Consider the following 19426-nt stretch of genomic DNA (forward strand, 5'->3'; position numbering starts at 1 on the left):
GCCTTGACTTCGACTTTTTCCGCCAGTATGGTGCGCGCGTTTTCAGCATGGCCTATGGCATTCGGGACAGGGACTGACCTATGACCGAGGATCCAAAACGGGCATCGCTGGGGGATCTGAAAGCGCGTTTGAGCGTCGCAAGAAACCAACACGACAAGGGTGACAGGGGAGAATCGGGCAAGGGCGGGAAGAAAAACGACCAGAACGGCCTTGGATTCGCGCTGCGAATCGGTACCGATCTGGTGGCGGCGCTGGTCGTCGGTGTTGGCATCGGTGTACTTCTTGATTACTGGCTTGAGACAAAACCCTGGTTTCTTATCGTGTTCTTCCTGCTTGGCGCGGCGGCGGGTTTTTTGAACATTTTCCGTCTGGTCAGCGGATACGGCCTTGCTGCCGGTTACAAGAAGACCAACGATGACGACGGTGTTGAAGCCCCTAAGGGTTCGAAGGACGGAACATGATCGGAACGAAAAACGGCGGGGTTGAATAGTGGCGAGTCCGTTAGAGCAGTTCGAAATCAACCCGATCATTCCCCTGTACGCCTTCGGCGTGGATGTATCGTTCACCAATTCGTCGCTTTACATGGTCGCCACCGTTGTCCTGTGCGCCGGTTTCCTGCTGCTGGGCACGCGGCGCAGCGCCGTGGTTCCGGGGCGGTTGCAGGCCGCTGTCGAAATTTCATACGAATTCATCGCCAATCTGTTGCGCGATACGGTCGGCAGCCAGGGGCGCAGTTATTTCCCCTTCGTCTTCACGCTCTTCATATTCGTGCTGATTGGCAACCTGCTGGGCATGACGCCATACAGCTTCACGTTCACCAGCCATATCATCGTGACCTTTGCGATGGCGGCGGTGGTTTTCATCGGCGTTACGATCCTGGGTTTCGTGAAGCACGGAATGCATTTCTTCAGCTTCTTTGTGCCGCCAGGCACGCCGCTGCCGCTGTATCCGCTCCTGATCCCGATTGAGGTGATTTCCTATCTTTCGCGGCCGATCAGCCTGTCGGTTCGTCTGTTCGCCAACATGCTGGCCGGGCATACACTGCTGAAGGTCATTGCCGGATTCATCGGGCTGCTGGGAGTCGCCGGGGTGGTGCCGCTCGTCTTCGTGGTGGCGCTGACCGGCCTGGAAATCCTGATTGCCTTCCTGCAGGCCTATGTCTTTGCGATCCTCACCTGCCTGTATATCAATGACGCGCTGCATCTGCACTGACCGGCGCGCCTTCCCGTAAATCGAATTCAACACGACTTTGCAAAAAGGAAACTGACCATGGACATTGAAGCTGCGAAACTTATTGGCGCCGGCCTCGCCGTTATCGGCATGATCGGTTCCGGTATCGGTATCGGCAATGTGTTCTCCTCCTTCATTCTCGCGGTTGGCCGCAATCCGGCCGCGCGCGGTGAAGTGTTCACGATGACGATGCTGGGCTTCGCCCTCGTCGAAGCTATCGCGCTGTTCGCGCTCGTTATCGCGCTGCTTATCCTGTTCGGTTAAGTCAGTCCGTCCCGTAGCGTTTCAACTGATCCAGCGGAGCATCCATGCCGCAACTTGATCCGTCAGTCTTTGCCACCCAGTTGTTCTGGCTGGTGCTGACCTTCATCCCGCTCTACCTCATCCTCTGGAAGGTGGCGTTGCCGCGTATTACCGATATACGCGCCGCGCGGCGTGAGCGGATAGAGGACGATCTGGAACGGGCCGAAACACTGCGGGCGGAAGCCGAAGCTGCGCTGGCGGAATACGAGGCGTCCATCGCGTCGGCGACGGCGCGGGCGCAGACGGCCATTCGCGATGCGGCGCATGAAATGGCCGAAGAAGCGACCCGGCAGCGCGAGGCGCTCGCCGAGCGGCTGGCGGACGAAACCGCCGATGCGGAACAGCGGATCGCCGACGAGACCCGGCGTGTCGTTGCGGATATCGGTACGATGGCGGCTGATCTGGCGCTGATGGCGGCGGGCCGCCTGACCAGCGAACCGATCAGTCAGGAAGAAGCGAAAGCCGCGGTTGAAGCGGTGATGCGGGGCGGCCGCTGATGGAACTTTTGAACGATCCCACTTTCTGGGTTGCCGTTGCCTTTCTGATATTTGTCGCGCTGGTGTTCAAGCCCGGCAAGAATGCGATTGGCGGCGCGCTGGACGACAAGATCGCCCAGATCCGCAATGAGGTGGAAGAAGCGCAGCGCCTGCGCGAGGAAGCCCAGGCGACGCTGGCGGCCTATCAGCGGCAGCAGCGGGATGCGGCGCAGGAGGCGGAAGCGCTGATGGCCCGCGCCCAGGCTGAAATAGAGTCCCATCGCCAACAGGCCACCGCACAGCTGAAGGCCGTACTGGAACGCCAGGAAGCGCTGGCGCGCGACAAGATTGCCCAGGCGGAAGCGGCCGCGGTGCTGGCGGTACAGCGCCGCGCGGTGGAAGTCGCGGTGTCCGCCACCGCGAATCTGCTGGAAGGCAAGCTGTCGGGCAGCGCCGGCGACGCCCTGATCGACGATTCGATCCGCGCCCTGCCGGACCGTCTGCATTAAGACGCAATGACAGGATTGCGTTGTGACGAAGCCGTCCCGGGGGCGGCTTTTTTTGTGCGCCTTTCCGCAAAGCGGGCCTGGAACGCGCCATGTACCCAACAGGCTGTCCGCCAGCGATACTGACATGTCCCGGATTGGCAAGGATGACTTTTTTGTCTGATGCGGATCGGCGATAAAGCAAATCGTGATTAATCGGAATCACCCGGGTGATTCCGATGAACCACGTGAATTTGCTTTTAATCCAAAAAAATAGAGCAGATTCACGCCTTAGTCTCTGACCAGGAAAGGAAGCTTCGGATATGCGGCAATATAAAATCGCTTCAATACCCGGCGACGGGATCGGGCCGGAAGTCATCGGCGCCGGGTTGGAAGTGCTGAACGTGCTGCAGGAGCGTGCTGGCGATTTCCGCATCGACGTTACGCATTTCGACTGGGGCGCCGACCGCTATCGCCGGACGGGCGCCATGATGCCGGAAGACGGCCTGGACCGGATCCGAAATTTCGATGCGATCTATTTCGGTTCGGCCGGCGATCCGGACGTTCCCGACCACATCACGCTGTGGGGCCTGCGGCTGGCGATATGCCAGGGCTTCGATCAATACGCCAATGTGCGACCGGCGCGGGTGCTGCCGGGCGTGACCTGCCCGCTGTCCGGATACGGTCCCGGCGATTTCGACTGGGTCATCGTGCGTGAAAACTCCGAAGGCGAATATGCCGGGGTCGGCGGGCGGGCGCATCGCGGCCATGCGGCGGAAGTCGGCATGGATGTTGCCGTGTTTACCCGCACAGGCGTGGCGCGGATCATGCGCTTCGCCTTCGAACTGGCGCGGACGCGACCGCGCAAATTGCTGACCGTGGTGACGAAATCCAACGCGCAGCGCCATGGCATGGTGATGTGGGACGATATATTCGCGGAAGTGAAGACCGAATACCCCGACGTGACCACCGACAAGATGCTGGTCGACGCCATGACGACGCGCATGGTCCTGAATCCGAAGAGTATCGACGTCGTGGTGGCGAGTAATTTACATGCCGATGTGCTCAGCGACCTGGCGGCGGCGTTGTCGGGCAGTCTTGGCATCGCGCCGACCGCGAACCTGAACCCGGAACGGAAATTCCCTTCGATGTTCGAACCGATTCACGGTTCCGCATTCGATATCATGGGAAAGGGCGTTGCCGACCCCATTGGCAGCTTCTGGTCCGCGGTAATGCTGCTGGAGCACATTGGGGAGCCCGCGGCGGCGAAGCGCCTCATGCGGGCCATAGAGCGCGTTACGGCGGCCGGAGAGGTCATGCCGGCGGATCTCGGGGGCACGGCAACGACAGCCGATGTCACGGCGGCCGTATGCGATGCGATTCGGATCGAAAACCAGTAGACGACGCGGAGCCGGACGGCGGGAAGCCTACCGCAGCGCCTTTGTAACCGGAATATCGCCCTGGGCGACATTGGCGAGTTGCGGCAGCAGGTTCAGGCGGGACTGGGTCATGAAGCGGTTAAAGAATGTGTTGCTGTCATCGCACCGGAATCGCCACAGGACCCTGCTGTTCTGTCCTGATCCGTCGTTTGACGGCAGTTCCACGGCGACAAAGACCGGTTCCTGGCGAGACCGCATGACCATCGCGGCGGAAATGAACAGGATGAGGGGCGAGAAATAAACGAGCAACAGGAACCCTGCGGCGCGATTCGCGAAGGTTTCCGGTTTCAGGAAGGCGTTTGAATGTATGTCGTTGCTGGCCATCGCGGTTCCCCTGCATACGAATTCGGCACTCTTTGCGGTGCCGGCTCAATTGCGGGGGTGAATAAACAATTTTTTAACACGCAAATACGTCACCCAAATGGGTTGGCGACTGAATTTTTCATGGCCCGATGCGAAATTATCGCACATCGGGTTTCAAGGGAACCGCAACAGGCGATTCCAGCCAAGCACGATCCGCTCAATGCGAATTGCCGTGGCGGACCACGTAGCAACCGTCCTGCATACCCGAAAAAATCTCATTCACCTGCGGATGCGATACCGGATCGCCGGATTCGTCAAACAGCAGGTTCTGTTCGGAAACATAGGCAATATAGGTCGTGTCCGAATTTTCCGCGAGAAGATGATAGAAGGGCTGGTCTTTCGACGGCCTGTTTTTCTCCGGAATCGAATCCCACCATTCGTCCGTATTGGCAAATACGGGATCGACGTCAAATATGACGCCGCGGAACGAATGCACGCGATGGCGAACGATATGCCCAATACCGAATTTTGCGGTTCTTATGGTCAATTCGTGTAGTCCTGCAACGGATTGTGGGACCTGATTATACAACATTCTTGGGCTGTCAGGCCATATCCAACGGAATTCGAAGGTGAAAAACATGTGTGGCGTCATGACGCGGCGCCTGCACGCCGGTCAGCGGCCGGTAAATGCTGGTTTCCGTTTTCCGACAAAGGCGGCGATGCCTTCGCGGCCGTCATCGCTCCGCGCCATCTCCGCAATGGCGCGCGATTCGAGTTCCATCTGTGTTTCCAGCGGGTTGGTAAAACTTTCCACCAGCATTTTCTTCACCATGCCCAGCGCCTGTGTGGCGCCGCCTGCCAGGTACTCCACCAGGGACTCCGCTTCCTTCATCAGCGCGCCGTCGTCGACGACCCGGTTGACAAGGCCCCATTCCAGGGCTTCCCCGGCGCTGAGCATGCGGTTCGTCAGCATCAGTTCCTGGGTCCGCCGAAGGCCGATAAGCCGCGGCAGAAACCACGTCGAACCGCCGTCCGGGGAAAGTCCCGCCGCCGTGTAGGCCATCGTGAATCGCGCGCCGCGCGCCGCCAGCACCAGATCGCCGGATGCGGCGAGGCTCATCCCGGCGCCGGCCGCCATGCCGTTCACCGCGATGACCAGCGGTGCGTCCATGCGGGTGAAACGGGATATCGCCGCATGGAAGCAGGTCGTGATTTCCTTCAGCCTGGCGCCCGTTTCCGTGCCGAACCGGCTGAAGGTTTTCAGGTCGCCGCCGGCGCTGAACATTTTTCCGGCGCCGGTCAGCAGCACCGCGCGAATGGCAGGATCCTCGTCACACCGGATCGCCGCCAGCATCAGGTCCCGGGCCATGTCGTCGTTGAGGCTGTTGGCCGCATCGGGCCGGTTCAGCGTAATCCGCGCAACCTGCCCGGATATTTCGAACAACAGGGTATCGTAGGACATGGCCGGCGGCTTTCCAGTGGCGTCCGGGTCTTATTCGGCGTCGATTTCAGCGAAAACCTGCTTGGCGACGCTGGTTGCGTCGATTGCCGCCGGGGCGCCGCAATAGGGCAGGACATGCAGGAAGATTTCCTTGATTTCGTCGCGCGTCAGGCCGTTGTTCAGGGCGCCGCGGACATGCACGGCAATTTCATGCGGCCGGTTCAGCGCCGCCAGCATGGCAAGGGTCATGAAACTGCGGGTCCGCCGGTCGATACCGGGGCGCGTCCATATCTGCCCCCAGGCGAATTCCGTGGTCACCTCCATCATGGCGCGGCTGAAATCCGCCGGATCCTTCATTGTGGAATCGACGCGTTTGCTGCCCAGGACCTCGCGGCGGACCTGTTCGCCTTTCTTGTATGCTTCGCTCGTCATGTGGATGTTCCTTTCACTCCTGGATGGTTGGGTTCAGCTTATCCGGCGCCATGGTCCCGGCCCCAGCGCAGCATGGCCTCCAGAAACTGTTTGAGCACGGGACGAATGCCGTTGGCCAGATCTTCGCGAAACCTGTATGGCGGCTGCTCTTCCATATAGGTGATCTGCGACAGTTCCAACTGCATCGCGTGGATACCGTTCGACGGGTCGCCGTAATGGCGGGTAATATGGCCGCCCTTGAAGCGGCCGTTCAGGATGGCGCTGTAGCCGACGGCCCGTTCCGCGATCGCGACAAGCTCGGCTGCCAGGGCGCCGGCGCAGGCTGTTCCGTTGCCCGACCCCAGGTTGATGTCGGGAAGCCGGCCCTCGAAAAAGCGCGGCTCTACCGAGCGGATTGAATGCGCATCCCACAGCAGGGCATAGCCATGGGCATCGCGGATCTCCGCAAGGGTGTCGGAAAGCCTGTCATGATAGGGCTGCCAATAGGCATCGCGCCGCGCTGCGGTTTCCGCCTTGTCCGGCGCTGCCCCGGGCCGGTAAATCGGCGATTTGTCGAACTGCAGCAGCGGGCAGAGCTCCGTGACGTCCTGTCCCGGATACAGGGAACTGCCATCCGGCGGTCGGTTCAGGTCGACGACATAGCGCGAATGCGTTGCGACAATGAAGGATGCGTCGAGGTCATGTGCGAAATTGTACAGGCGATCGACATGCCAGTCGGCGTCGGGCGACGTCACCGCGGACGCCGTCATGCGGGCCGCCAAAGTTTCGGGAATATGGGTGCCGGCATGCGGAACGCTGATCAGCAGGGGCGAACGACCCTTCGACGTTTCATAAAGTTTCATGCTGAATTGCTGCCATTCACAATACTGACGCCTGCTGCGACAGGTGCAGCATATCGGCAAATTTCCCGCGATGCACGATACGGCGATGAATTGCGGCGCATGTAATTTTCCCGCGAGACAAAATCATGGCGGAATGACCAGTTTTCCCTTGCAAACGAGCCAGCTTGACGGCATATAGCGCGGCTCTTGCGACGCCGGTTTCGCCATTGAGTAGGGAATGCGCCCGATGACCGAAAACCTCACCGCCGAGTACCCTCTGGTATCGATGGATTCCGTCGATACGAACCCGGAGACGGCACCGAGCTTTACACCCAATACCGATCATTTCGTGGAAGAGGATGGTGTCCGATTCGCAGGAAAGCATCTGATTATCGACCTGTTCGGTGCAAAGCGGCTGGACGATATCAAATTCATCGACGCGACGTTGCGGGATTGTATCAAGGTGTCGGGCGCCACCCTGCTGCATCTGCATTTGCATCATTTCACGGAAAACAGCGGCGTATCCGGCGTGGCCGTTCTGGCGGAATCCCATATCAGTATCCATAGCTGGCCGGAATACGGCTATGCGGCAATGGATGTGTTCATGTGCGGCGAAACGGAGCCGCATCTGGCTGTTGAAGTCCTGCGGCGCGCCTTCAAGCCGGAACGTATTGAAGTGGGGGAACATCGCCGGGGCAGGTTGTGAGCGATGACTGGTTCGAGGAAACGCTCTACCCCGGCGTACATTCCCGGCTCCGTATAGACAGGCTGCTGTATCAGGGCGATAGCGAACACCAGCGCCTCGAACTGTTCGAAAATGATCGCTTCGGCCGGGTCTTGACGCTGAACGGCGTCGTCCAGACCACCGAAGCGGACGAATTTATCTATCATGAAATGCTGACCCATGTGCCGGTGCTGGCGCACGGGCAGGCGCGCGAGGTCATGGTCATCGGCGGCGGCGACGGCGGCATGATCGAGGAGGTCCTGAAGCATCGCACCGTCAGCCGCGTCACCCTGGTGGAAATCGATGCCGGGGTTATCGAGTTTTCTAAAAAATACCTCGGCGCGATCTGCGGCGATGCGTTTGACGATCCGCGCACCAGTATCGTCATCGCCGACGGGCTGTTTCACGCTGAAACGACCCATGACCGCTATGACGTCATCATCGTCGATTCGACGGATCCCATCGGGCCGGGCGAGGCGCTTTTTTCCGATCGTTTTTACCGGGCCTGCCGGCGGTGTCTTGCGCCGGGCGGGGTGATGGTGACGCAGAACGGCGTACCCTTCATGCAGCCGGGAGAACTGGCGAAATCCGTGGCGGCGATGCGCGCCCTGTTCGCGGATGCCGGCTGCTATCTGGCGGCGGTTCCGACTTATATGGGCGGCAGCATGGCGTTCGGCTGGGCGACGGATGACACAGCGCTGCGCACCACCGGCCTGCCGCTACTGGAATCGCGTTTCGAGGATGCCAGTATCGAAACACGCTATTATTGCCCTTCGGTTCATCAGGCGGCATTCGCCCTGCCGCGATATGTTCAGGATCTGATCGGCTGACATTACACCGGATGCATGTTTTCCATGCCGGTCGTGTTATGTAGAGACGATACCGGTACCGGGCGACAAAACGCAGACGTTCCTCCATCGCCGAAGTCTCTCTCCACGGCATCACACGTCCAGCCAAAAGCCAGAAGTGTTACCCATGCACTGAATAAACCAATATGGAACAGGGATGGTTCCGGACGCGCGTCCGCGCCGGTTATGCTACGGGTGCGGGGCCATCGCCGAGGACACTGCGTAATCCGGCAACGAATTCGGCCTTTTGGAACGGCTTTTCAAGAATCGTTGCGCCATTGTGCAAACCGCTGCGCTGCGCCGCGGCGGCCCGCGGGTAGCCGGACATGTATACGATTCTGATGTCCGGCTGGCGCCGGGCGGCCTCGGCGGCGAATTCCGGGCCGCTCATGCCGCCGGGCAGGACCACGTCGACCAGGACGATATCGACAGGCGCCGCCTGCGCGATTTTTTCGAGACCGGACACACCGTCATGCGCCGTCAGGACCCGGTAGCCCAGGTCGCGAAGCAACCGGGCGACGACATCCCTGTAGTTCAGGTCATCCTCGACGACCAGCACCGTTCCGCTTCCGATCTGCGGTCCTTCGCCCCGATCTTTCTCGACGGGTGCGTCCAGGCGGGTCGCGCGCGGCAGGTACAGTCTTACCGTCGTCCCCTGATCGGCCGCGCTGACGATCGCCGCATGGCCACCGGACTGGTTGGCGAAGCCGAACACCATGGAAAGTCCCAGTCCGCTGCCCTGGCCGACCGGCTTGGTCGTGAAAAACGGCTCGAAGGCGTGTTCCAGGACATCCGGCGCCATGCCGGTTCCGGTATCGGTTATTGTCATGACGACGTATTCGCCGGGGCGAAGATCCGCCGGCGCCGCCGTACCGGCGCCGTCATGCCGCAGGTTGGATGTCTCGACGGTCAGCTTCCCCCCCGCCGGCATGGCGTCGCGGGCATTGATGGCGAGGTTGAGCAGCGCGCTTTCCAGGTGATGGGGGTCCACATAGGTCAGCCACAGTCCGTCATCCGGTTTCGCCTCGATCTCCACGGCGTTCCCGAGCGTGCGGTCCAGCATGCCCAGCATCGCCGAGACGCCGTCGTTCAGGTTCAATACCTCGGGCATCAGCGCCTGCTTACTCGAAAAGGAAAGCAACTGACGGTTCAGCGCCGCGCCGCTGAGCGCCGCCCGCACCGCGGGTTCGATCAGCCCGTGGAGGTCGGAATCCTCCGCCAGCGCTTCCGACAGGTGATCGAGATTTCCGATGATGATACCCAGGATATTGTTGAAGTCATGCGCAATACCGCCGGTCAGTTGCCCGACGGATTCCATCTTCTGGGCCTGGCGCAGCGAGGTTTCAAGTTCCCGGTGCGCCGTGATGTCGATGCCGATCGTTGCGACGCCAAAGAGCTTTCCGTCCCTGTCCATGGCCGGAAACTTGCTGACCGACCATATCTGGCGGGCGCCGTCATGGCGCTGCGCATCGCGTTCATAGGTTATGGCCCGGCGCTGTTGAATGACTTCGTTGTCATGGGCCCTGATCTTGTCCGCATCGCGCAGGTTTTCGACTTCCGATCCGGTCTTCCCGACGATCTGCGCGCCGTCGGTATTTAGCCATCTGGCATAGGCGTCATTGATGACGAGATAGCGTCCCTCGGTGTCCTTGACGGAGATGCACCAGGGCGAATTTTCGACAATCGCCCGCAGATATGCCTCGCTGTCGCGCAGCGCCTTCTCGTCTGTCCATCGTCCGGGAGCAATCGCCAGGATATCGTCCGGGCTGGCGCACGGGCCGCAGTACGCCGCTTTCCCCGCGGACGGCATTGCCGAACTCTCCAGCGCCGTTACTCGCAGTTTCTGTTCTTCCGCGACGTCGTTCGCCATGGGCTGGACTTTCCGTCAGGTGATCCAAACGCGTCAGAGTGGCGCCGATGCTCTTCAGCATGGATGCAGGCGCGGCAGATTATCAACTTTTAGTGCTAAAATATGGTTAACACTCGCGGCATGGCGAAAGATTCCGCAAATCCGGCAAATGTTTTGCAGTCATGACGGATGCCCGTTATAGGCGAGCGACGGTAGCGGCGGGGTTGCGTCCCTCCCGTCGCCGGAAAGAAGGACGGCGCATGACCGGCCGCTAAACCGTTTCCACCGTATCCTTCGTTTTGGCCGCGCCCGCGCCGGCGGCCTTGCGCAGGGCGTTCATTTCGTTCTGGATAATGCGCTGCAGCATCCGGCCGTCAGACGAATGAAGCACGAAACGCGCGCCCAGTTCGATCGCCTTGCTGGACGTTTCGATCGTCTGCTGGTGGACCATGACCGGGATCGTGCGCGCCTCGCAGCGTTTGATGATATCCGCGACCACGTTGAGGTATTTTTTGTTCGAATAGTCGTCCGGCACCCCGAGCGAGGTGGACATGTCGTTCGGTCCGATGAACACGCCGTCGATGCCGCCGACATCGAGGATCGCATCGAGGTTCCGGTAGGCCGGTTCGGATTCGATGCCGATGATGACGAAGGATTCCTTGCGCCGGTTGGTCAGGTACTTTTTCGTCTCCGGGCTGGGCAGGACGCCTTCCTCCACCGCGCGGCGCAGGTATTCGCCTTTCAGCGGATGCCATTTCGCCGTGGCGACGACCGCCTGCACTTCTTCCACCGTTTCGCAATAGGGCACCAGCACGCCGGCGGCGCCCGCGTCCAGCGCCATGGCGACCCATTCCGATTTCGGGATCGGCACGCGGACAACCGGCGTGATATCCGCGCGGCGCAGCATCCCGCAGAGCTGCTGGATTTCGGCGCGGTCGCGCGAACCATGCTCGGAATCGATAATCGCGTAATCAAGCGTGCTGCCGGCCAGCACGGATTCGAACCGTGTCGACGCCATCTGGGACAGCATGCAGCCGAACACGCGGCCGCCTGATTTCAGGGTACGTCTGAGCTTCGTCGCGTTCATGGGGTCACCTCGTGTTGTCAAATGCGTTGGAAGGCAGGCCTGCGCCGGTCGTGCCGGATCGTTGCGTATCGAATTTTTCCTGCATGACGTTGCGGCGAAAATCGGGCCGAACCGGCTTCAACATTCGCGACCCGTTGCGTGTGTAAAACAAAAGCGCCGCGATTGTAGCGTAACGGCCCGCTGTAGCAAAAGCGGAAGCCGCGACACTGTCGCCTCCGGTAAAACGTCAAGAAAACTGTCATCTGCCTGTCACGAAAGAGTCACCGTCCGCGACAATGATAGCAGCGCCTGGGATAGCAGCGCCTGGGCCAACATTCCCGCCAAGCGCACCAGGAAGGAGACCTTCGCCTTCAGCAGGTGGCTCCACCGCCAGCGCAATCAGATCGATCGTTTCTTCGATAAATTCAAAATAGTTCCGGGTCATCACCACCCGTTATGACAAAACCCGCTCATCTTCCTCGCCGCGGTGAAACTTGCGTCTTTACGGATTTGGCTGCGAAGTTATGACTATGGCCCAGATCAGATCGTGTCCGGTCGGAATCGCCTGTGGCGATCCAACAAACCTGTGAAGGTCCTGTAGGTGGCGTTAAAAATTGAAGGTTCGCAGTCAATGTCCAAGGCCCGCAAACAGGGACCCCTGATCCTGGTCGTCGGACCCAGCGGCGTCGGCAAGGACACGCTGATCGCCGGGGCCCGCGCGCAGCTGGGCGATGCCGGCCGGTTCGTTTTTCCCCGGCGCTATATCACGCGGCCCGCCGATTACGGCGGCGAGGATCATGTGCCGGTAACCCCGGAGGCATTCAATCTGATGCTGTCCGGCGGCGAATTCCTGCTGCACTGGTCGGCGCACGGGTTCCATTACGGCGTGCCCGGCGCCATTGTCGATGACCTTCGCAATGGCTGCGCCGTTGTCGTCAACGGGTCGCGCGGGGTTGTCGAGGATGCGCGCGCGCGGATCAGCCCGTTCCACGCGGTGCATGTCACCGCATCCCGCGACGTGATCGCCGAACGGCTGTCCAGCCGCGGGCGGGAATCGGCCGAACAGTCGCAGCGGCGGCTGGACCGTAAGGTGGCGTCGGCGGGCGTCGGCGATGTGGTATTTCGCAACGACCTGCCTGTGAAACAGGCGATCACCGCCTTCGCGGATGTGCTGACGCGCCTTTCCCTCCGATAGCCGGAACAACTTCTTGCCATGCCGGCGCCTTTTTCGTTCAGATACCTTCCAGTTCGTAGTCGTGGTCCATGACCACCAGGCGGTTCTGGAAGCGCCAGATCCCGTCCTCGCGCACAAGCGTGCAGTCGTAGCGGCCGGGGGCGAGCAGCCGGCTGGCCCCGTCCTTCACCAGGAACACCGCCAGGTAGCATTGCGCGCGGCCCGTATCGCCGGTCACGTCGATGATCATGTTGGTGATGAAATGGCGCAGGGCCGTGCCGCGCCGGCGGAACCCGGCGAAGCGCGTCGCGAATTCGCGCAGCCCCGCCTGGCCGCTGTACCTGCCGACCGAGGGGCTTTCCAGCGAACCGTCCCGCGCGAAGCAGCCGATCACGCCTTCCACATCGCCCGCGTCCAGCGCCCACATATAGCGCACGAACAGATCGTTGATCGCATTGCGGTCCTCGACCGACGGCGTCGCCATGACATTCTCCTGCAATCAGGTTTAACAGCACGATGACACGCGCGGTTCGTTTGCGCTACTGTTGCGCGCAACGGCTAACAAAACCACAGGAGGGAATTCAAGATGGAGCTTCACAGGGCCAATTCGCGCCAGACCAAGCAGGCCTCGGCGGACAATTTCACCGGCGTCGTGCTGCAGGATCCTGTCATCGTCGGCAAGGCGCCGTCGCGCATGAGGGCGACCAACGTATCCTTCACCCCCGGCGCACGCACCGCATGGCATTCGCACCCGGTGGGACAGACACTCTATGTTGTCTCCGGCGTCGGCCGGGTGCAGCTTGAAGGCGAGCAGGTGCAGGAACTGCATCCGGGCGACACCGCCGTGATTCCGCCCAACACGCGGCACTGGCACGGTTCGGCCGGCGACCGGCTGTTCACCCATCTGGCGATGTCCGAAATCGACGACCAGGGCAACGGCACCCAGTGGTTCGAGCATGTCAGCGATGAGGACTACAACGCCAAACCGGCGCCGGTCGCGTAGCGCCGCAAGACCCGGGCGGGGTTACCACTCCGCCCGGCCCTTATCCCGGGAGGAAGAAGAAAATGGACTTGACGGTAAACCGCCTGTCGGCGGTTCTGGGCGCGGAAGTCATCGGCGCCGACCTGTCGCGGCAGGAAGACGACGCGCAGGCGGCGGCGCTGCACCGGGCGCTGCTGGATAACGGCATCATCGTGATCCGCGACCAGCATATCGCGCCGGACGATCATATTGCCTTCTCGAAACGATTCGGCGAATTGTCGGTCCATGTGCTGACCGATTTCCAGTTGCCCGGATACCCGGAAATCACCCGCATTTCCAACAAGCGCGAAAACGGCAAGGCCGTCGGCATCGCCGATGCGGGGCGGCACTGGCATTCCGACCAGGCCTATGAACGCATCCCCGCCATGGGTTCGCTGCTGCACGCGCAGCAGATCCCCCCCGAAGGCGGCGACACCCTGTTCTGCAACATGTACGCGGTGCTGGAGGCGATGCCGGAATCACTGCGCGCCCGGATCGAAGGGAAATATGCGGTCTTCAACTACCAGCGCGAATACAACCGCTTCAAATCCGGCAATGCCGACCGCAAGGCGCTGACCCCGGAACAGATCGCCCGCACCACGGGCGCCACCCACCCGATCATCCGCACCCATCCGGAAACCGGGCGCAAGGCGCTGTATGTGTCCGAAGGGCACACCGAATACGTCAAGGACATGGACCCGGAGGAAAGCGAGGCGCTGCTGCAGGAACTGTTCGAATTCAGCAAGCGGCCGGAATTCATCTACCGCCATGTCTGGCAGCCGCATGACCTGATCTTCTGGGACAACCGCTGCACCATGCACAACGCGGTGCCCTACAACCCGGCCTATACAAGGCACATGCACCGCACCACGATCATCGGCGACGTGCCGGTCTGATTGTCGTCGGGTCCTAGAAGCTTTTCCCCGCCGTCCAGCCGCCATCGACCATCAGGGTCGTGCCGGTACAGAAGCCGGCGTCGTCGGAGGCGAGGAACAGGATCGCGCTGGCGATTTCATGCGGTTCGCCCCAGCGGTGCAGCGCGTGGATCGAGCGGATTTTTTCCGCGTCGTCGGCGTCCTGGAAATAGCGTTCGGTCATCGGCGTGCGGGTGACGCCGGGGCCGACCGCGTTCACGCGGATGCCCTGCCTGCCCAGTTCCATCGCCATTTCTTTCGTCAGCCCGACCACCGCATGCTTGGACGCGGTGTAGGCCGCGCGGTTCGGCGCCGCCGTCACGCCCAGCGTCGAGGCCAGGTTGACGATGGCCCCCTTGCGCCCGGCGGCGACCAGGTTGCGGGCAAACGCCTGGCAGGACAGGAACACCCCGGTCAGGTTCACGCCGATTACCCGGTTCCATTCCTCGAAGGACAGTTCCAGCACCGGCACGATCTCCCGCACGCCCGCATTGGCGACCAGCACGTCCAGCCCGCCGAAAGCGGCATCCGCATCGGCGATGAATCCGTCGACCGAATCGGGGCTGGTCACATCGACCGCGAAGCCCTGCGCCGTGCCGCCCTCGCCGGTCACCGCCGCCGCGACCCGTTCCGCCATCGCGGTATCCAGGTCGCCGGCGGCCACCTTCGCGCCCTCGCGCGCAAACTGCAGGCAGACTTCCCGCCCGATCCCGCCGCCCGCCCCTGTGACGACGACCGTCCTGCCCCGAAACCGCATGTTGTGTTCCTCCCTTGCGTGTCTGAGACGTCGACGGTAGCGGAGTGGGGCCGATAATGCGATAGTAGGCGCTGATCATCGCGGCATTCCCGGATCAAGGGAATGTTAACAAAAGGGGCCCATATTGCCCCTTTTTACAAAGCGACGATGGCTCCGTATCGCGGTATTTCAGGATACGGAGGGCGCGTCTTGAAGGCTCCGGCATGTCAGATGGCGTTCAACAGGTACCAGGAATTGGGGAAGCCGCGCTTGCGGCGCGCGACGCGCCGGCCCTGCATTCGCAACTGTCCGAGGGGATAGAGGCGCTGTCGGAAGGGCTTGCCATTTATGACACCGACGAGCGGTTGGTGTACTGCAACAGGGCCTACCGCGATTCGCTTCCCCGCCTGGCGGCGCTCGGCATCCTGCGGCCCGGGGTCAGTTTTTCCGAAATCCTGCGCGCCGGGATCGCACATGATTTCGTGCCGCCCGCCTATCGCGACGCCGATGATTTCTTCAAAAGAAGGCTGGACCGCTTCCGCAACCCCGCCGGCCGGTACGAATATGCCAGCACGGATGGCAAATGGTACCGGTGCGAGGAGCGGCGGACATCGAATGGCGGGACCGTCGCCATTCGCGCCGAAATCACGGATCGCAAGAGAGCCGAATTGTCGCTGGAGGAAAGCGAAGAGAATTTCCGCAATCTTGTCGAAGGGTCGCTGCAGGGCGTCAGCATCATCTCGCCGGCGCGCAAGCCGCTCTATGTCAACCAGGCCTATGCTGAAATATTCGGTTATGAATCGGCGGAGGCGGTGCTGGCACTGGAAAGCACGGCGATCCTGGCGGCGCCGTATGACCGCGAGAGGCTGGCGGTTTACCGCATGGAACGGCTGCAGGGAAACGATGTCCCGACCCATTATGAATATGACGGTGTCCGCAGGGACGGCGAAATCGTGCATCTCCAGGCGATTTCCAGGTCCATCAGCTGGCGGGGCAGGAAAGCGGTCCAGGTGACGCTGCTGGATATCACCGAGCGCAGGAAAGCCGAGGCGCGGCAGCGGGAGCTGGAGGCTTCGCTGCGTCAGGCGCAGAAAATGGAAGTGGTCGGCCAGCTGACCGGCGGCATCGCGCATGACTTCAACAACCTGCTGGGGGTCATTATCGGGAATCTCGACTTTCTGGAAGAGGCGCTAAGGGACCGTCCCGACCTCCTTGCCCTGGTGGCGCCCGCGATGAAGGCGGCCCTTGGCGTCGCGTCGCTGAACCGGCAGTTGCTGTCCTTTGCCCGCCAGCAGCCCCTGTCGCCCGGGCCGGTGAACCTGAACGACAGTATCGCCGCAATGCTGGGCATGCTGCGCCGGACACTCGGGGACACGACGGAGATCCGGACGGAACCGGCGGACGGGCTGTGGCTGACGGATGTGGATACATATTATCTGGAAAGCGCCGTGCTCAACCTGGCGGTCAATGCCCGGGACGCCATGCCGGACGGCGGAATGCTGACCCTGGCGACGTCCAATCTGCGCCTCGATACAGACGATCCGGCGGCGGATCCGGACCTGACCCGGGGCGACTATGTGCTGCTGGCGGTATCCGATACCGGTACGGGCATGGGGCGGGAAACGCTCGACCGCGCCTTCGAGCCGTTTTTCACGACCAGGGACGTCGGCCAGGGCAGCGGGCTCGGTCTGTCCATGGTGTTCGGCTTCGTCAAGCAGTCCGGCGGCCATGTGACGATCCGCAGCGCGGTCGGCCAGGGGACGACCGTGAACCTGTACCTGCCGCGCGCCATTCATCAATCCTGATGACCGGTCCGGTATGCTTGCGTCCCCGCGCCGCTGTCGAGGCGCGTCGGCGGGTCATTTAAACGGCAAATCTGGTTTTTCCTACCTGGTAGTATATAATACGCCTATCACAGCGGGAGCCGCACAATGTCCATGGTCAAGAAATGCATATCGGTCACGGACCGGCAGGATGCCAGGATCAAGGCGCAGATTGAGTCCGGCCATTACGGCAATGAAAGCGAGGTCTTCCGGGAACTGATCCGGGAACGGCAGATTCGCGAAGGGGAAGCGGCAGGCGAAATAGAGGCCATCCGCGCAGCCTTGATCGACGGCGAGCGCAGCGGTTTCAGTGACCGGACGGTGGACGAGATATGGGACGACGCACGCCAGCGCCACCGGGCGACGCGTGGCTGAATACCGGCTTGCCGGCCGGGCCGCGGAAGACTTGCGGGAGATCGCGCAATTTGGCGACGACCGTTTCGGCACGGTTCACTCGGATCGGCGCGGCGGTTCACGCGCTGGGGCTGTATATTTCGGTGGCGGCGGTTTCCGGATAAGGTCTTTGCGGAATTCGTTGATGACTGCTTTCTTGACGGGAGCCCTGCATAAATCAGGATCTGACCCCGCCTGGAGGTAGTCGGTTTCGATCCGACACGACTGCCGTGTTTGGCCTTTCCATTGCCCGGAAGCGCGCATGTTCGCCGACCTGTCCTGTTCCCAGTTGCTGATGGTCGCCGTCGCGGCCTTCGGCACACAGATCGTCGGCGGGATCGCCGGATACGGAACGGGGCTATTGATGCCGCTGATCCTCGTGCCGCTGATCGGAGCGGAGGCGGCGGTGCCGGTGATATCCCTCGCCGCGCTGATCAGCAACCCGACCCGCGCGATCACCTTCTGGAAGGATATCGACCGCCGCAAGGCGGTTATCGTCGTTCTCTGCGCCCTGCCGGCGACGGCGGCGGGGGCGTACTGGTTCACCCTGCTGACCGGCCGCGGCGCGCAGATACTGATCGGCTGCCTGTTGATTGTCATGGTGCCGCTGCGGTACCTGCTGCGGCGTTTGCGGGTGCGGCTGGCAGGCGCCGGATTTATCGGTGCGTCGTTCGGGTTCGGCTTCCTGATGGGCGCGACTCCGGGCACCGGCGTTGTCCTGCTGTCGATCCTGATGGCGGCGGGACTGGCCGGAACCCAGGTGATCGCCACCGACGCCGCCATTTCCGCCGTGCTGGGCGTCGTCCGCACGGGCATCTATGCCGGTTTCGGCGCGCTGCCATGGAACATGGTGCTGCTGGCGGTCCTGATCGGCGCAATGGCGACGCCGGGGACCCTGACCGCGCGCTGGATCAGCCGCCGTTTCACCGCGGAATTTCACAACGGCATCTTCGACGCCGCCATCGTCACCGGCGGTGTCGTCCTGTTGTGGCAGGCGTTCCACTGACGCATCCCGGGCGCAGGTCTTGATTTGTGCGGAACGTTCGGTCGCCGGTTGGAAGCCTTACCAATTCGCCGCGCGCATCGCCCACCCGGAATGCCATGCGCTGCGGCGGCGTCACCAGGGCCGAACTGGCGAAACGCCTGCACTGCCACGCCCCGCAGGTGGACCGCCTGCTCGACCTCAACCACGCGTCGCGCATGGACCGGATCGACGCGGCGTTTCACGCGCTGGGGCAGCGGATTTCGGTGGCGGCGGTTTCGGGGTAAGGTTTTTGCCGAATTCGTTGATGACTACTTTTTTGACGGGAGCCTTGCACAAAACAAGATCTGACCCCGCCTACGGAAGGCACTGGAGCGGACACCCAACTCAGCCTCTTGAAAGAAGTTATTTCGAGGTCCACAGTTCAGGTAACATAGGTGGAGGCAAAATGCGCGATAGATTCCCTTGGTATTTTCTTGATCAGACAGATTACGATGCAGCTTGGGATAAAGGTATCCTCACCGTTGATACCAACGTGATGCTTGATCTCTACCGTTATAACAAATCGACGCGCGACGCGCTTTTGGCTGCGCTGGAGAGTTTCAACGGAAGGTTTTGGATATCACACCAGACAGCCAAAGAGTTCGTGAAGAACCGACGCGTTGTCATTACTGACATGGAGAACGACTTCGACAAAGCCAAGAAACATGTCGAGGAAGTCGAAAAGGCGATGAGCACAGCTGTCAATGCTATTAGGGGCTGCCGGGTTGTCCCAAAAGAATTGATTGAGAATTTCGAGAAAGATATTCAGAAAGCGTGCGGGGATATCCGTGCAAAGATCGACAAAGAAAGAACAGTAATCCCTGACTACGAGAAGAATGACGATGTTGTGCAGCGGCTTGAAACAGCATTAGCAGGCTGCGGAAAAACGCAATGTTACGGCCCCTATCCGCTTGAGAGCAGGCT

25 protein-coding genes are annotated in these 19426 nt (G+C 61.3%); 16 read left to right on the forward strand and 9 right to left on the reverse strand.

The features are described from left to right. Window positions 1–80: 80 nt before the first annotated feature. The 6 genes from WD767_03620 (at window position 81) to WD767_03645 (ending at window position 3894) form a co-directional block, all read left to right on the forward strand. Entirely contained in the window at window positions 81–461 is a 381-nt protein-coding gene (locus WD767_03620; GenBank protein MEX2615164.1) for an AtpZ/AtpI family protein, read from the forward strand. Window positions 462–489: 28 nt separating this feature from the next. Continuing rightward, window positions 490–1212: a F0F1 ATP synthase subunit A gene (locus WD767_03625; GenBank protein ID MEX2615165.1), complete on the forward strand. Its 723-nt coding sequence runs from the start codon at window positions 490–492 to the stop codon at window positions 1210–1212. Between the two features lie 57 nt (window positions 1213–1269). Beyond that, a complete protein-coding gene (locus WD767_03630) occupies window positions 1270–1494 on the forward strand; it encodes an ATP synthase subunit C family protein (protein MEX2615166.1) in 225 nt (74 codons plus the stop codon). Between the two features lie 44 nt (window positions 1495–1538). Beyond that, window positions 1539–2030 (forward strand): F0F1 ATP synthase subunit B', encoded by a 492-nt coding sequence (locus tag WD767_03635; GenBank protein ID MEX2615167.1) that lies wholly within the window; start codon window positions 1539–1541, stop codon window positions 2028–2030. Further along, window positions 2030–2518 (forward strand): F0F1 ATP synthase subunit B, encoded by a 489-nt coding sequence (locus WD767_03640; protein MEX2615168.1) that lies wholly within the window; start codon window positions 2030–2032, stop codon window positions 2516–2518. Before WD767_03635 ends, WD767_03640 begins: the two co-directional genes overlap by 1 nt. Window positions 2519–2817: 299 nt before the next feature. Further along, a complete protein-coding gene (locus WD767_03645) occupies window positions 2818–3894 on the forward strand; it encodes a tartrate dehydrogenase (protein ID MEX2615169.1) in 1077 nt (358 codons plus the stop codon). 27 nt (window positions 3895–3921) lie between these two features. On the opposite strand, the gene WD767_03650 is transcribed toward WD767_03645, so the two are convergent. From WD767_03650 to hutG, 5 genes are all read right to left on the reverse strand, one after another. After that, the gene (locus WD767_03650; protein MEX2615170.1) at window positions 3922–4257 is read right to left on the reverse strand and encodes a hypothetical protein; all 336 of its coding nucleotides are present in this window, start codon (window positions 4255–4257) and stop codon (window positions 3922–3924) included. A 196-nt stretch (window positions 4258–4453) separates the two neighbouring features. After that, complete coding sequence (gene hspQ, locus WD767_03655) at window positions 4454–4783, reverse strand: heat shock protein HspQ (GenBank protein ID MEX2615171.1); 330 nt, start codon at window positions 4781–4783, stop codon at window positions 4454–4456. Window positions 4784–4909: 126 nt separating this feature from the next. Then, complete coding sequence (locus WD767_03660; GenBank protein MEX2615172.1) at window positions 4910–5698, reverse strand: enoyl-CoA hydratase-related protein; 789 nt, start codon at window positions 5696–5698, stop codon at window positions 4910–4912. A gap of 30 nt (window positions 5699–5728) precedes the next feature. Further along, entirely contained in the window at window positions 5729–6109 is a 381-nt protein-coding gene (locus tag WD767_03665) for a carboxymuconolactone decarboxylase family protein (protein ID MEX2615173.1), read from the reverse strand. Window positions 6110–6147: 38 nt separating this feature from the next. Then, complete coding sequence (hutG, locus tag WD767_03670; protein ID MEX2615174.1) at window positions 6148–6951, reverse strand: N-formylglutamate deformylase; 804 nt, start codon at window positions 6949–6951, stop codon at window positions 6148–6150. A gap of 265 nt (window positions 6952–7216) precedes the next feature. On the opposite strand from hutG, the gene speD reads away from it, so the two are divergent. Together speD and speE are read left to right on the forward strand one after the other, a co-directional pair. Next, entirely contained in the window at window positions 7217–7636 is a 420-nt protein-coding gene (gene speD, locus WD767_03675; GenBank protein ID MEX2615175.1) for an adenosylmethionine decarboxylase, read from the forward strand. Continuing rightward, entirely contained in the window at window positions 7633–8484 is an 852-nt protein-coding gene (gene speE, locus WD767_03680; GenBank protein MEX2615176.1) for a polyamine aminopropyltransferase, read from the forward strand. The genes speD and speE overlap by 4 nt, the downstream gene beginning before the upstream one ends. A 202-nt stretch (window positions 8485–8686) precedes the next feature. Here the strand turns inward: speE and WD767_03685 are convergent, their stop codons facing one another. Together WD767_03685 and WD767_03690 are read right to left on the reverse strand one after the other, a co-directional pair. After that, on the reverse strand, window positions 8687–10372 hold the full coding sequence (locus WD767_03685) for a PAS domain-containing protein (protein MEX2615177.1): 1686 nt from the start codon (window positions 10370–10372) through the stop codon (window positions 8687–8689). Between the two features lie 250 nt (window positions 10373–10622). Further along, complete coding sequence (locus WD767_03690; protein MEX2615178.1) at window positions 10623–11438, reverse strand: aldolase/citrate lyase family protein; 816 nt, start codon at window positions 11436–11438, stop codon at window positions 10623–10625. Between the two features lie 610 nt (window positions 11439–12048). Between WD767_03690 and phnN the strand changes: the two genes are divergently transcribed. Next, a complete protein-coding gene (phnN, locus tag WD767_03695; protein ID MEX2615179.1) occupies window positions 12049–12612 on the forward strand; it encodes a phosphonate metabolism protein/1,5-bisphosphokinase (PRPP-forming) PhnN in 564 nt (187 codons plus the stop codon). A gap of 37 nt (window positions 12613–12649) precedes the next feature. On the opposite strand, the gene WD767_03700 is transcribed toward phnN, so the two are convergent. Next, complete coding sequence (locus WD767_03700) at window positions 12650–13075, reverse strand: nuclear transport factor 2 family protein (GenBank protein MEX2615180.1); 426 nt, start codon at window positions 13073–13075, stop codon at window positions 12650–12652. 102 nt (window positions 13076–13177) lie between these two features. Here WD767_03700 and WD767_03705 point away from each other — a divergent pair, with 102 nt between their 5' ends. Beyond that, window positions 13178–13594, forward strand: coding sequence for a cupin domain-containing protein (locus WD767_03705; GenBank protein ID MEX2615181.1), 417 nt, complete (start codon window positions 13178–13180; stop codon window positions 13592–13594). Between the two features lie 62 nt (window positions 13595–13656). Continuing rightward, the gene (locus WD767_03710; GenBank protein MEX2615182.1) at window positions 13657–14508 is read left to right on the forward strand and encodes a TauD/TfdA family dioxygenase; all 852 of its coding nucleotides are present in this window, start codon (window positions 13657–13659) and stop codon (window positions 14506–14508) included. A gap of 13 nt (window positions 14509–14521) precedes the next feature. Here WD767_03710 and WD767_03715 read toward each other — a convergent pair whose 3' ends face one another. Then, window positions 14522–15283: an SDR family NAD(P)-dependent oxidoreductase gene (locus WD767_03715; GenBank protein MEX2615183.1), complete on the reverse strand. Its 762-nt coding sequence runs from the start codon at window positions 15281–15283 to the stop codon at window positions 14522–14524. A gap of 203 nt (window positions 15284–15486) precedes the next feature. Between WD767_03715 and WD767_03720 the strand changes: the two genes are divergently transcribed. From WD767_03720 to WD767_03740, 5 genes are all read left to right on the forward strand, one after another. After that, the gene (locus WD767_03720) at window positions 15487–17067 is read left to right on the forward strand and encodes a PAS domain S-box protein (GenBank protein MEX2615184.1); all 1581 of its coding nucleotides are present in this window, start codon (window positions 15487–15489) and stop codon (window positions 17065–17067) included. Between the two features lie 126 nt (window positions 17068–17193). Then, window positions 17194–17460, forward strand: a complete 267-nt coding sequence (locus tag WD767_03725; protein ID MEX2615185.1) for a type II toxin-antitoxin system ParD family antitoxin — start codon at window positions 17194–17196, stop codon at window positions 17458–17460. Between the two features lie 280 nt (window positions 17461–17740). After that, window positions 17741–18484 carry a sulfite exporter TauE/SafE family protein gene (locus WD767_03730; GenBank protein MEX2615186.1) on the forward strand — a complete coding sequence of 248 codons (744 nt, stop codon included), beginning with the start codon at window positions 17741–17743 and terminating at the stop codon, window positions 18482–18484. Between the two features lie 95 nt (window positions 18485–18579). Then, window positions 18580–18747, forward strand: a complete 168-nt coding sequence (locus WD767_03735; protein ID MEX2615187.1) for a hypothetical protein — start codon at window positions 18580–18582, stop codon at window positions 18745–18747. A gap of 161 nt (window positions 18748–18908) precedes the next feature. After that, window positions 18909–19426: PIN-like domain-containing protein (locus WD767_03740; GenBank protein ID MEX2615188.1), on the forward strand; the 518-nt coding region annotated here is incomplete at its 3' end.

Source organism: Alphaproteobacteria bacterium, assembly GCA_040905865.1.
Lineage (GTDB): Bacteria > Pseudomonadota > Alphaproteobacteria > UBA8366.